The 13,671-nt window shown below is 36.1% G+C and carries 13 protein-coding genes; 9 read left to right on the top strand and 4 right to left on the bottom strand.

Annotated elements, in window-relative coordinates; all coding sequences use genetic code 11:
* The first annotated feature begins 1 nt into the window (after nt 1).
* The 3 genes from AC5YGI_RS02310 (at nt 2) to AC5YGI_RS02300 (ending at nt 3,751) form a co-directional block, all read left to right on the top strand.
* Nucleotides 2–1,513 carry a WG repeat-containing protein gene (locus AC5YGI_RS02310; RefSeq protein WP_330744761.1) on the top strand — a complete coding sequence of 504 codons (1,512 nt, stop codon included), beginning with the start codon at nt 2–4 and terminating at the stop codon, nt 1,511–1,513.
* 171 nt (nt 1,514–1,684) lie between these two features.
* Entirely contained in the window at nt 1,685–2,428 is a 744-nt protein-coding gene (gene fabG / locus AC5YGI_RS02305) for a 3-oxoacyl-[acyl-carrier-protein] reductase (RefSeq protein WP_137904546.1), read from the top strand.
* A gap of 3 nt (nt 2,429–2,431) precedes the next feature.
* A complete protein-coding gene (locus AC5YGI_RS02300) occupies nt 2,432–3,751 on the top strand; it encodes a DUF6056 family protein (RefSeq protein ID WP_496167392.1) in 1,320 nt (439 codons plus the stop codon).
* Between the two features lie 44 nt (nt 3,752–3,795).
* On the opposite strand, the gene AC5YGI_RS02295 is transcribed toward AC5YGI_RS02300, so the two are convergent.
* Complete coding sequence (locus AC5YGI_RS02295; RefSeq protein ID WP_446107160.1) at nt 3,796–4,836, bottom strand: GMP reductase; 1,041 nt, start codon at nt 4,834–4,836, stop codon at nt 3,796–3,798.
* A gap of 61 nt (nt 4,837–4,897) precedes the next feature.
* Here AC5YGI_RS02295 and AC5YGI_RS02290 point away from each other — a divergent pair, with 61 nt between their 5' ends.
* Genes AC5YGI_RS02290 through AC5YGI_RS02280 form a run of 3 tightly spaced genes read left to right on the top strand, consistent with a single transcriptional unit; the run spans nt 4,898 to nt 7,300 of the window.
* A complete protein-coding gene (locus AC5YGI_RS02290; RefSeq protein ID WP_496167390.1) occupies nt 4,898–5,653 on the top strand; it encodes a prolipoprotein diacylglyceryl transferase in 756 nt (251 codons plus the stop codon).
* The gene (locus AC5YGI_RS02285; protein WP_496167388.1) at nt 5,650–5,886 is read left to right on the top strand and encodes a hypothetical protein; all 237 of its coding nucleotides are present in this window, start codon (nt 5,650–5,652) and stop codon (nt 5,884–5,886) included. The genes AC5YGI_RS02290 and AC5YGI_RS02285 overlap by 4 nt, the downstream gene beginning before the upstream one ends.
* Before the next feature lie 10 nt (nt 5,887–5,896).
* Nucleotides 5,897–7,300 carry a radical SAM protein gene (locus AC5YGI_RS02280; protein WP_496167387.1) on the top strand — a complete coding sequence of 468 codons (1,404 nt, stop codon included), beginning with the start codon at nt 5,897–5,899 and terminating at the stop codon, nt 7,298–7,300.
* A 52-nt stretch (nt 7,301–7,352) separates the two neighbouring features.
* On the opposite strand, the gene surE is transcribed toward AC5YGI_RS02280, so the two are convergent.
* Nucleotides 7,353–8,141: a 5'/3'-nucleotidase SurE gene (surE, locus tag AC5YGI_RS02275; protein ID WP_110008969.1), complete on the bottom strand. Its 789-nt coding sequence runs from the start codon at nt 8,139–8,141 to the stop codon at nt 7,353–7,355.
* Between the two features lie 367 nt (nt 8,142–8,508).
* Nucleotides 8,509–8,679 carry a lmo0937 family membrane protein gene (locus AC5YGI_RS02270; protein WP_110008970.1) on the bottom strand — a complete coding sequence of 57 codons (171 nt, stop codon included), beginning with the start codon at nt 8,677–8,679 and terminating at the stop codon, nt 8,509–8,511.
* 343 nt (nt 8,680–9,022) lie between these two features.
* On the opposite strand from AC5YGI_RS02270, the gene AC5YGI_RS02265 reads away from it, so the two are divergent.
* Nucleotides 9,023–11,152, top strand: a complete 2,130-nt coding sequence (locus tag AC5YGI_RS02265; RefSeq protein WP_496167386.1) for a carboxy terminal-processing peptidase — start codon at nt 9,023–9,025, stop codon at nt 11,150–11,152.
* 56 nt (nt 11,153–11,208) lie between these two features.
* On the opposite strand, the gene AC5YGI_RS02260 is transcribed toward AC5YGI_RS02265, so the two are convergent.
* Complete coding sequence (locus AC5YGI_RS02260; protein WP_062672846.1) at nt 11,209–11,712, bottom strand: superoxide dismutase family protein; 504 nt, start codon at nt 11,710–11,712, stop codon at nt 11,209–11,211.
* Nucleotides 11,713–11,955: 243 nt separating this feature from the next.
* Here AC5YGI_RS02260 and AC5YGI_RS02255 point away from each other — a divergent pair, with 243 nt between their 5' ends.
* Nucleotides 11,956–12,603 (top strand): 4'-phosphopantetheinyl transferase family protein, encoded by a 648-nt coding sequence (locus AC5YGI_RS02255; RefSeq protein WP_330744767.1) that lies wholly within the window; start codon nt 11,956–11,958, stop codon nt 12,601–12,603.
* A gap of 91 nt (nt 12,604–12,694) precedes the next feature.
* A complete protein-coding gene (locus AC5YGI_RS02250) occupies nt 12,695–13,597 on the top strand; it encodes an AraC family transcriptional regulator (RefSeq protein WP_330744768.1) in 903 nt (300 codons plus the stop codon).
* Nucleotides 13,598–13,671: the final 74 nt, after the last annotated feature.

Raw genomic sequence — 13,671 nt, 5'->3', positions numbered from 1 at the left:
TTTGAAAAAATTAGTTTTTGTATTGTGTTCTGTAGTCTGTACAGCGCAAACTAACCAATATATGAAGGTGATCCTGTCGAAAAAGACGGGGAAAGAAATCAGTTCTTATTCTGAGGGATATGGAACATTCTACGATACTGATTATAAGAAACAGGGAATTGTGGATTCTTTAGGCACTATTACATTTGAATCACCTTACAAAGGAAGTATTCTGCATGTTTTCAAAAACCGGTTTATTCTTTATTCTGAGGAAGGAAATGGTAGAAAATCAGCTGTTATTGATGAAAAGGGAAAAGAACTTATTCCTCTGAACGATCAGGAATTTAATACACCGTGGTGGAGTGAAGAATGCATTATTTCATCAAAACAGAATTCAGAAGCCGTTTATGATTTTAACGGAAAGGAAATCATTCCTTACTCGGAAAAGATCCGTTTTTCAGGGAAGAACAGGCTTTTTGTTTTAAAAGATAAAAAATGGTTTCTGTATGACTTTAACGGAAAACAGCTCAGCACCCGGGAATTTAAAGAAGACTACAGCTTTGAAGAGGACAGGGCACTTATCATTAATGAAAATGGAGAAAGTGAAATCATTGGTAATAACGGACAAACACTGCACAAATTTTCTAAACAGGTTGTCAACATCAATGCTTATCCTTATCTGATTACTAAAAATAAAAGTACAGGAAAGTATGGCTTGATTGATGCGGAAGACAATACGATCGCCGAAGAAATTTTTAACGATATCACTCCGGAATATTTTGGCAAAAAAGAATATATCTATCTTACGAAAAACGGAAAGACAACAGTTTTCAGTAAGAAAGACGGAAAGCTGTACGCACAGACTTTTAAATACGTAAATCCTTTATTAGGTAATTTATTCAGTGTTTATAATGATAAAGCAAAAAAATCCGGCATTATAGACCTGCAGGGTAACATCATTTTTCCGCAGGAATACGATTTTATCAAAAGTTTTACTGTTTCAGGAAAAGATTTTATTTACCTTAAAAAAGGAAATGAAGAACAATTCTTAGATAAAGATCTTAAAAATATTGTAGGAGACGGAGTTCAGATTTTCGGTTTTTATCCCGACAATCTTATCATTGGAAAGCAGGAACGCTATTATAGATTTTCTGTAAAAGATCATTCTATATCTGAGTTGGAAAATATCAGCGAGATTAAAAATGAAGATGTTGACTATTTTAATCCTCTCAATCAGTATTCAAAACCTTTGGTCTGCAGAAATACAGACAACTTTTATGGAATCCTGGATGGGAAGGGAACAGAAATTGTACCGTTTGTATACGAAGATATTATCACATTCGGAAATGCTGAAAACGAAATTGTCGTGAAAAAAGAAGGAAAATTTGGGGTTTCCAATTTTCAGAATGAGCCTTTGAAAGACATTATTTATGATAAATACTTTTGGCAGAAAGAGGTATTAAGACTGGATAAGAGTAAAAAAACAGACTTTATTTATTTCACCAGATTTAAAAATAATTATGTTCAACTTTAATGAAAATCCTGATATTCATCAAAAAAAAGCTAGTATTTTGACAATTTAAATGGGTTGAATAACATTTTATAATATCTTTGCAAACCGTTTAATTTCAGAAAGGAATTGTAGAAACATGAAGAGGCAGCTGTCACTAGCTGAACGAGTTATAAAAAATAATTGTCAATAGATATGAAAATATTAGAAGGAAAAGTAGCACTAATTACCGGAGCTACAAGAGGAATCGGTAAGGGAATTGCTGAAATGTTTGCTCAGCAGGGAGCAAAGGTAGCATTTACCTACGCTGGCTCTGTAGACAAAGCAAAAGAATTAGAAGCAGCTTTAAGTTCTGTAACCCAAATTAAAGGATATCAGTCTGACGCATCAGATTATGATGCTGCTCAGAAATTGGTGGAGGAAGTAATGGCAGAGTTCGGGCAGATTGATATTTTGGTAAACAATGCAGGGATTACAAAAGATAACCTGTTATTGAGAATGTCCAAAGAAGATTGGGATCAAGTAATCAAAGTAAATTTAGATTCAGTTTTTAACCTTACAAAGGCAGTAATTAAGCCGATGATGAAGGCAAGATCAGGATCTATCATTAATATGACTTCTGTAGTAGGGGTGAAGGGTAATGCCGGACAAGCCAACTATGCAGCTTCTAAAGCCGGGGTGATCGGGTTTACAAAATCTGTTGCACTGGAGTTAGGCTCAAGAAATATCAGATGTAATGCGATTGCACCTGGATTTATCGAAACAGAAATGACGGCTGTTCTGGATGAAAAAACCGTTCAGGGATGGAGAGAAGAAATTCCGATGAAGAGAGGAGGTCAGCCTGCAGATATCGCCAATGCATGTGTATTCTTAGGCAGCGAAATGTCTGCATACATTACCGGACAGACGTTAAACGTTGACGGTGGAATGTTAACATAAAAAATGAAAAAAGTACAGAATATAGTTTTATTCTTGTCCGTTTTACTATTCATCGGTCTGGCATACATTAGTTTCTTTAATGTATATCAGACCGATGATTATTTTTGGTCCTATACAACCAGAAAAGTGGGACTACTGGAAAGTTTTAAAGATACTTATACAACATGGGGAGGAAGATATTTTGGGTATTCTATCAATATGTTTAATCCCGTCTTTTATGACAGTAATAATATTGTTCCGAAAATCTATCCTGTCTTTTTAATGTTTTCCTTTATTGGAATTTCCGCATTAAACCTGAAAGAATATTTCCACTATTCTCTGAAAGAATCTCTCAAAAAAGGATTCCTTTTGTTTTTCTTTTATACCATACTTCTGGTAAGCCTGCCTGAGCATTACTTCTGGATCACGGGTTCAAATATCTATTTCGTTCCTGTAATTTTAGCGGGTATTTTACACTATTTTATTATAAAAAATAAAGATACGGGAGAGAATATCTGGTTTTATCTTTCTCTACCGCTTATCATACTGCTGATGGGTTCCAATGAAATTCTGGCATTGATTGTATGGGGAATTCTGTTGGTATCTTATTATCAGAAACGTAATAAAAAGAACTTGTTTTTGGCACTCCTGGGAACCGTTTTCCTGCTGGTATGTTTTCTTGCACCAGGAAATTTCAACAGAATGGGAGAGGTAGAAAGTGGTGTTGTAAAATGGTTGAAAAGGATTGCTCTTTTTGGTGCTGATACAGCATATGTAGGGCTTAAGGTTATCGCAGTACTTCCATTGTTTATTAAGGTTTTTGAAGAAGAACTCAGGAAAATCGCTACTCAGATACTGTTGAAAAAAGCTGTTTTATTCTGGTTGGTTTCATTGATACCTTTGTTATTTACAGGGTATATTCTGACCTCCATTGCAAGGCAGTTTGAAAGTATCATCTTCTATTTTTTAATTAGTTTTTCACTAATCGCCTTTTTCAAATTCGAGAAAATTAAAAAGTTCTGGTGGGTTTCTCTTTTCATTATTTTCCTTCCTGAACTCAAAGTTTTCCCTGAGAAATATTCTTATTTTAATATTGATTTCAATGGTGAAAATATAGTCATGGAGCTTCTGACTACAGATCTTAAGGAATATGAAAGAGAGATGAATCAGAGAGTTGATATAATTAAAAACTCGTCTCAGGATTCTGTTGTGGTAGATAAAATAAAAGAAGTTCCCAGAATTTTATATATGGATGAAATGGCTTCTTTAAAAGAGGAAAAAAACTATGTAAATGATCAGCTTGAAAAATATTTCAATAAAAAATACATCAGAACAAAAGAATAAAGGCTTTAGAATATTTATCTAAAGCCTTTTATTTTATTTTATTTTTAGTCTTTAAAAACCTGATTTTCCTGCTCCTGGACTCTTATAAAAGTAGTTCTCTTGGAAAGTTCTTTAAGCTTTGAAGCACCTACATAAGTACAGGTAGACCGTACACCTCCTAAAATATCCTTTACGGTTTCTGAAACAGGTCCCTTATAGGCCACCTTTACTGTTTTTCCTTCAGAAGCACGATATTCAGCCACACCTCCGGAATGCTTATCCATGGCTGTTTTAGAGCTCATCCCATAGAAAAGGCGATATTTTTTGCCGTTTTCTTCAATCATTTCGCCACCACTTTCATCATGTCCGGCAAACATCCCGCCCAGCATGACGAAATCTGCACCGCCGCCGAAAGCTTTTGCTACATCACCGGGAACCTTACATCCGCCATCAGCAATGATATGTCCCCCCAAACCGTGCGCAGCATCTGCACATTCTATAATCGCAGAAAGTTGAGGATATCCCACTCCTGTTTTTACTCTGGTCGTACACACAGATCCAGGGCCAATACCTACTTTTATGATATCTGCACCTACCAGAAGAAGTTCTTCCACCATTTCTCCGGTAACCACATTTCCTGCTATAATAATTTTATCCGGGAAATTGGCTCTTGCTTTCTTCACAAATTCAACGAAATGCTCAGAATAACCATTGGCTACATCTATACAAAGAAACTCAATTTTTGGGTGCTTATCGAGGATCTGTTTTATTTTCTCTTCATCAGCTTTTCCGGTTCCGGTACTCAGTGCAATATACTGATGAATACTTTCAGGCTGGCTGTTGAGAAACTTGCTCCATTCCTCAGGAGTATAATGCTTGTGAACCGCGGTAATAATTTTCTCCTTGGCCAGCTCCACTGCCATTTCAAAAGTTCCTACCGTATCCATATTGGCTGCAATTACAGGGACTCCTGTCCATCTTTTCCTGGTATGTTTAAAGGTAAATTCTCTCTGTAAATCAACTTCCGAGCGGGATTTTAAAGTAGAACGCTTAGGGCGGAACATTACATCCTTGAACCCCAGTTTTATGTCATATTCTATACGCATTTTGTAATTATTTGTCAGAATAAAGGTAGTGAATAATATGAAATAGTGTATTTTTGAAATAATGGATTTTCCTGTAACATTTCATATTTTCGGCAAAACGATCCTTGCGCATCCGCTTTTTGAGGCTGCCGGAATGTTTCTGGGCATGAGATATTATTTTTATCTGAAACGTAAGGCTAAGGAAAAACTTTCTTTCAATACTTCTGCGGCGGTTTTAATTGGTGCCACTGCCGGAGCTTTGATAGGTTCCAAGCTGATTGGTAATTTTGAAAACCCTTATGCATTATTTGAAAATTTTTCTTTCAGGAAGTTCTGGTCAAACAATACTATTGTAGGCGGACTGGCTTTTGGTTTAATGGGAGTAGAGCTGGCAAAAAAGATTGTACATCATAAAGAAAGTACGGGAGATCTTATTGTTTTTCCCCTGATATTGGCCATGATTATAGGCAGAATAGGATGTTTTCTGACAGGTATTGATGAAGAAACATATGGTATTCCTACTGATTCTGTTTTTGGAATGCATTTGGGGGACCAATATCTCAGACACCCTGTTGCCTTGTATGAAATAGCCTTTTTAATTCTTCTTTGGATTGGATTAAAGTATATTCAGAATCGTAAAAAATACCCTTCCGGCTTTATATTTCAGCTGTTTATGCTCAGCTATTTTACATTCAGATTCCTTTTGGATTTTATAAAACCAAGGGTAGAAATCATTGGAAATATGGGTACGATTCAAATGGTGTGTATCTGTGTAATTATTTACTACATTTATAAAATAAAAAATACCGGATCTTTATATTTAAAATATTCAAGATGAAAACATTAACTATTTTAGAAGGGAATCTCAATCTGGCTGGGGTAGTGATAATGATTATTGGTGCAATTATTTTGGCTGCACTGTTTTTTTCCCTCATCGTCGCTTTTATTACAAAACTTATTTATGAAAGGAAAGGAGACCGGAAATTCACCAGGAAACAATTTATTCAGACCATGCTTATATCCCTTCTGATCTGTGGGTTAATCAGCGGTTATATTTGCGGAGGACTTTAAAAAATTTGCTATGCCAGTAAGAAATTATACGTATTACGATTATACCATCAGTCTTTGCCCGGAATGTCTTAAAAGGATAGGTGCCAAGATCATTATTGAGGATGAAGCTGTTTTTATGACCAAAAGATGTCCGGATCATGGATTTTTTAAAACAAAAATAGCTTCTGATGTACAGTATTATAAAAATATAAGAAACTATAATAAAGCCTCTGAAATGCCCTTCCATTTCGGAACTGATGTGGAATATGGCTGCCCCTATGATTGTGGACTATGTGTAGATCATGAACAGCATAGCTGTCTTTCTATCGTAGAAGTGACTGATCGCTGTAATCTGACCTGCCCAACCTGTTATGCGATGTCCTCACCCCATTATGGAAGTCACAGAAGCCTGGAAGAAATTGAGGCTATGTTTGATGTTATTGTAAAAAATGAAGGGGAACCGGACGTGGTGCAGATCAGTGGAGGAGAACCTACCATTCATCCGGAGTTTTTCAAAATTATGGATATTGCCAAATCAAAACCGATCAAACATCTGATGCTGAACACCAACGGAATCAGAATAGCCAATGATCCGGGATTTGCTGAACAGTTGGCGACGTATGCTCCTGAGTTTGAAATTTACCTTCAGTTTGATTCATTTAAACCTGAAGTCCTGGAAGATTTCAGAGGGAAGGATCTTACCGCGGTCAGAATGAAAGCACTGGAAAAACTCAATGAGCTTAACCTTTCTACGACACTGGTTATTGTCCTTCAAAAAGATAAAAATATTGATGAAATAGGAAAAATTATAGAGTTTGCCCTGAAACAGAAATGCGTAAGAGGAATTACCTTCCAGCCGGTTGAAATTGCCGGAAGAAACCGGGAAGATTCTGCTCATGAAAAAATTACCTTAACGGAGGTAAGACAGGAAATTATCAATCAGTTTCCCTTATTAAATTCTGATGATATTATTCCCGTTCCATGTAATCCGGATGCGCTGGCTATGGGATATATCCTGAAACTTCAGGGCGAAACAATCCCTTTAACCCGATATATCAATCCTGCAGATCTCCTGAATAATGAATCAAGGAATACCATTGTTTATGAACAGGATAAAGGATTGCATATGCAGCTGCTGGATATTTTCAGTACCGGAATTTCCGTAGATAAAGTTCAGCCTAAAGTCAATCAGTTACTGTGCTGTCTGCCGGATGTTTGTGCTCCGGATCTTGACTATGATAACCTTTTCAGAATAATTATCATGAACTTTATGGATGCTCATGATTTTGATGTACGAGCGGTGAAGAAGTCATGCGTACATATTGTCAATAAAGACCTGAAGTTAATCCCTTTTGAAACGATGAACCTTTTCTACAGAGATGAAAAAAAGGCTTATCTGGAAGAGCTCAGAAAAGAAGATAGAGTATTATTTTAAGAATATAAAAGCAAAGCGTGAAATCAGATTTCACGCTTTTATTATTTCCTTGTTATTTTACTTCTTTTACATCTTCAAAAGTCATCACTTCTTCCAATGTTTTCATGTATTCATACGCAGTAAGATCAAACTTTACCGGAACAATAGAAATATATCCGTTAGCCAATGCCGTTTCATCGGCATCTTCAGAATCGTCCATATTGTTGAAATAACCTGTTAGCCAGTAATATTTTTTACCGTGTGGATTGATTCTTTCATCAAAGCTTTCTTCCCATTTGGCATGAGCCTGCTTACAGACTTTTACACCTTTTATTTCTTCCGCCGGGAGTTTTGGAATATTGACATTCAGTACAATTCCTTTTGGCATTGGATTTTCCAATGTTCTTCTTACGATATTCTGAATAAATTCTTTAGCCTGGGTAAAATCTGCTTCCCAGCTGAAATCCAGCAATGAGAATCCAATAGCAGGAATTCCTTCCACACCAGCTTCTACCGCAGCAGACATTGTACCCGAATAAATTACATTGATAGAAGAATTTGCCCCGTGATTGATTCCTGAAACCACAATATCCGGTCTTCTTTTCAGAATTTTATCAAGAGCCATTTTTACACAGTCTACAGGAGTTCCGCTGCAGGAAAAATCAGTCTGCGGGCCGTCCAGGGTAACTTCTTCGTAACTTAGGGTAGAGTTGATGGTAATAGCGTGGCCTTTTCCACTTTGGGGAGAGTTGGGGGCTACAACCACTACTTCTCCGATTTCATTCATAAAACTGACAAGATTTCTGATACCAGGAGCTGTAATTCCGTCATCATTAGTCACCAGAATAAGTGGTCTTTCCATAAATTATCTTTAATTTTTTATTTAAATAGAGTGAGTTTGTTCATTTTCAGAATTGAACAAATAGATTTTCAACACATCAAATGTAGGTAAAAATCAGACGCCATAAAATACCAGATTGGGATTGGCTGTTGTGAAAATAGAAATAAAATCCTTTTGCTTTTGCTTCAGAGAGTGAAGATCAAAGCACCAATAAAGAAAAATATCAGATGCAGAATATCTGACTAAAATGAAGGAAGTTTACTATGAACTTTATTTCATCAAACTCAGAATTTTACAGGTGCTTCCCATGAAAATCTCTTGTTATCCTGTGAAGAACACCTGTAAAGCCTGATAGTTTTAATGTTAAGTGGTTGTACAAAATAATAAACTAGTCGAGAGGTTTTCTACCGGAAATGATATTATAAAGAATAACAATAATAGCAATAACCAGTAAAACGTGAATTAAATAACCTGTGCTCATTCCGGGAACGACTCCAAGCATTCCCAATAGCCAAACAACGATGCAGATGACTGCTACTAACCATAATAAACTTTTCATGACTTAATATTTTGAATTTGTATGGTTAATTCTCTGCATATTTTATGCCTTTATGATATGAAATTGATTTTTGTGGTATGTGTTCTTTAGTTTTTAACTAAAAAAACAAAGCTTCACATATGCCTGAGAAAAGGCTGATCTGTATCATTTTATAATCAAACAGCCTGATAATAGGAAATGGCTCACACTGTCTCGATTATTTGTCAATCTCTTTAAATAAAAATCGTCAAAACTGTCGATATTTGTAAATAAGGTATTAAATTTGATCATTTGTAACAGTACCAGACTTACTGCTACTAATTATTATACTTATTTTAAAAAAATTAATAAATAAAGACAGTTTATGTGGAAAAATTTCAAACTGAATAAATTTTTACTCCTTATTCCATTAACCAGTCTAATGTTTTGTTTCAACTCGCCACAGAATGACGATGAAAAGATGCAGACGATAATGGTGAGCGTAAAAAACACACTTTCTTATCTGCATTATAGCCCGAAATCTATCAATGATGCCTATTCGAAGGACGTTTATAAGCATTATTTCGAATTGGTAGATCCGGCAAAAAGATATTTTCTTCAATCTGATATGGATGAATTCAGCAAGCATGAAACAAAGCTTGATGACTATATCGGACAAGGTGATCTGACATTCTATAAGCTTACGATTGACAGGCTATACCAGAGAGTAGATGAGATTGATAAAATCACACAGGATATCTTCAGCAAGCCCATCAATCTTCAGGAAGATGAAACGCTTACTCTTGAGCCCAAATTAAAAAAAGTACCTGCCAACAAACAGGAACAGTATAATGAGTGGAAAAAATTCATCAAATACAACATACTTCAGGAAGTTGAGTCGATGAACAGCAAAGAAGAAGCTCAGAAAGAAAAGAAAGACTCTGTTCAGAAATACAAACTGAAAGATACGATCAAGTTTAAGCCACTTACTCAGGACGAGAAGATCAAAAAAGCGACTGATGAAGTAAAAGACCTTGTAAAAGATACTTTCACGAGATTCAAAAAGAGAAAGAAAATGGATTGGTTTACCGTGTATATGAATGCGTATACAGAAGTATTTGATCCGCACACCAACTACTATTCTCCAAAAGATAAAGAAGATTTTGATACTCAGTTTACCGGAAAAGTTATCGGTATCGGGGCTTTGATCCAGGAGAAAAAAGGAAACCTTTACTTAGGAGCGCTTACTATTGGAGCACCGGCATGGAAGTCGAAACAGCTTTCAGAAGGTGATAAAATCCTCAAAGTAAGATCCAAACCGAAGGAAGATGCTGTAAATGTAGTGGGAATGCTTTCTGATGAAGCAGTACGTTTGATCAGAGGTGAAAAAGGAACTCCGGTAACCTTAACGGTTCAGAAAAAAGACGGTACCATTAAAGATGTAACGATGATCCGTGAAGAAGTTGCTATCGAAGATACATTTGCAAGAAGTATTGTAGTGAATGCTCCAAATGGTAAAAAATACGGTTTCATCAACCTTCCAAGTTTTAATGCTGACTTTGAAAATGCCAAAGGAAGAAACGCTTCTGATGACATTAAAAACGAGATTATTAAACTTAAAGCTCAGAATATTGAAGGGATTATTCTTGACCTTAGAAATAATGGCGGAGGCTCTTTAACTGAAGTAGGTGATATTATGGGACTTTTCATGGAAGCTGGTCCTTATGTTCAGGTGAAAGACGGAAATGGAAAAATACAGACGCTTAAAAATAAGAACGAAGCTCCTATCTGGACTGGTCCGCTTGTCATTATGCAAAATGAACTTTCCGCTTCCGCTTCAGAAATCCTTGCAGGTGTAATGCAGGATTATGGAAGAGCAATGATCATCGGATCTCCGCAGTCTTTCGGAAAAGGTACCGTTCAGACTTTTGTGGATCTGAACAGATTCCTGAACACAGAAGATGATTTCGGATCTTTAAAACTGACGATCCAGAAATTCTATAGAATAACAGGAGAATCTACCCAGAGAAAAGGTATCGTTTCTGATATTCAGATGAAGAATTTCTTTACTTATGCTGAAGTAGGAGAGCGCTATGATGATTATGCATTGGCCTGGGATAAAATTTCACCTACAAAATTCCAGAAACTGAACTATTTCAACATTCAGGCGCTGGAAAAAGCGAGTGCAGACAGAATGGCTAAAAACAGCAATTACCAGTTGTTATTAGAATCCGCTCAATGGAGAGAAAAACTGGATAAAGAAGAAAATATCACTTTGAATATTACGAAGTTTAACGAGCTGATGAAGAACAGAAAATCTCAGATTGAAAAGTTCAAAGCTTTGACGAAATTTGAGAACGGCCTTCAGTTTATCATGTATCCAAGTGAAATTGAAAGAGAGAAAAAAGATGAAGCTTTCAAGAAAAAATCTGAAATGTGGATCAAGAATCTGAAAAAAGATCTTTACCTGCAGGAAGCAATGAATATTGTATCAGACATGGGGGCTAAATCCTAAACATAAAAAAAACCGCTAATCTTTTTGGTTAGCGGTTTTTTATTGAATAAAGTAGATTACTTAATTTCTACACATCCTACTCTTCCTCCTGCATTTCCGGTAGGCTGGGTATGGAAATCATCTGCTGCAGCGTGTACAATAAGACCTTTTCCAATGATGTTTTTAGACTCATCTGTACAGCCCAGACACCATTTGTCTGTCTTGAAAGTCAATGTCGCCGTTCCGTTCTGATCAGCAACCAGGTTTCCTATATCTCCCATATGGAAATGTTCAGCACCCCATTTACCATGATCATTCTTTGAAGGATTCCAGTGGCCGCCAGTAGAAGTTCCGTCTGCAGCTGAGCAGTCTCCTTTTTCATGAATGTGTACCGCATGGATTCCAGGAGTAAGGTTGGTAATATCCAGCTTCATGGTTACTTCATTTCCATTTTGAGTAAACTTCGCCGTTCCTCCTGTCTGTGTTCCGCTTTTGGCATTTACAGAGTATGTTTTTGTGGTTCCGCATGAAACGGCAAAAACTGCAAATCCCGCCAATAATGCTAATGTTTGTACTTTCATTTTTTAAATGATTTATAGTGATTTTACGATAAATTTAAAAAAGATTTTCCAAAAGGCTTTATGATCTCACTCTTTTTTGAAAAACTTAGTTTAAATGATTGCTTTAATACAGGCTGTTTTATACTTAAATTCTGAACTTAGCTGTGGAGGCTAACTGTATTTAAAACGAGGTAAAAAAAAGCTTATTTTAGTGGATAGAAAGCCACTTATAAATCAAATCCAGGAGGCGCAAAGAAATAGAAAATGATTATTCTGTATACATTCATCAATGAAACAAAACATCAGCCTCTTCTGGACAGGCATCTGCCTGCTTTTTCTATGGAAATCAGACAGGATATCCTGAGATACAGAAGATGGCAGGATGCACAGCTTTCTTTACTGGGAAAGGTGCTTTTACAATATGGATTAAAAACGTATTATAATATTTCTGATGTAAAAACAGGAGTTCTTCCCAATAAAAAGCCTTACTTAAAAGACCATCATATTTATTTTAATATATCGCATTCCAAAGAGCTTGCGGTCTGTGCTATTGCAGAATATCCTTTGGGAATAGATGTTGAATTCAGAGATCCGAAGATCAATCATAAGGATTTTATATTTCAGATGACGGCCAAAGAGCTTCAGGAAATTCATGATGCTGAAGATAAAACGAAAGAATTCTTCACTTATTGGACAAGAAAGGAAGCTGTAATAAAAGCTCATGGAGCAGGGATGATGCTTCCGCTGGATTCTTTTGAAGTGATCAATAACGAATGCAGGATTGAAAAAGAAAAGTTCTTTACAAGAGAAATTTTTATTCATGAAGAGTATCAGGGGTATATCGCATCTTCAGATCAGAAAATTAAAGAAGATGTTCTTTTATTTAAACGTTTTGAAGAAGATATCTCGTGACAAAAAAAGCGAAATGACCTCCAGACAATAGCAATAAAAGACAACAGACTTTCATTCCGGAAAAATATCTTTGTAAACTAATAATTTTGAAGTGGAAGAGTATAAAAAACGGATTGTAAAAACAATTCAATATATTGATAACCATATTGATGCAGATCTTTCTTTGGAAAAAGTTTCAGAGGTAAGCGCTTATTCTCCGTTTCATTTTCACAGAATCTTTAAGCTGGTTACAGGAGAGACCCTTCAGAATTATATCATCAGAAAGAAAATAGAGAAAAGTGCCCTTCATCTGGCGGTTCATAAAAATATGGACATCAAGGAGATCTATTGGGACCTTGGTTTCTCCAATCATTCTGTTTTCTGCAAAACATTCAAAAAATATTATGGTCTCGCTCCAACAGAATTCCGCAGATCAGCACCGGAAAAATTTCACAGGATTTTACAAACACAAAGCAAGAACGGACAAGTTGATACGGTTTTCAGCCAATACATTTGCAATATTGAAAACCTGTTAAACTGGACTAAAATGAATTTAAAAATCGAAGTAAAAGAAATGCCGGAAATGAATCTGGCATCCGTAATGAGCCTTGGAATGGCCAGCGTAGAACCTTCTTTCAACATTTTAATAGACTGGGCAAAGAAGAAACAACTGTTTCCTCGGGAGAATCTTAAAATGATCTCTGTTTATCACGACAGCTGTAAAATCACACCTCTCGATAAAGTCAGGATTCACGCCTGCATGCTTTTGGATGAAAAACTTCAGCAGCAGGACGGGGAAGTCTTTCCAGAAACATTAGAGGGAGGAAAGTACATTGTGGGAAGCGGAGAGGTGACATTGGATGATTTTGAACAATGTTGGGTTTCTTTGTTCTTATGGATGAATGAAAACAATTACACCATGAGAAGAATCTTCCCTTATGAAATCTATCACTCCAATTTTAAAGAACATCCGGAACGAAAAATGATCGTGGATTTTTGCATTCCGGTTCATTAATTACCATTCGGGAGTAAAAGAATGCCTTTCAGTAATATATTTTTTACAGAAAGGCATTTCTCATGCTATTTTTG

It is taken from the genome of Chryseobacterium sp. CS3K3.1, assembly GCF_059515165.1.
This window is presented reverse-complemented; position numbering and strand designations above follow the sequence as displayed.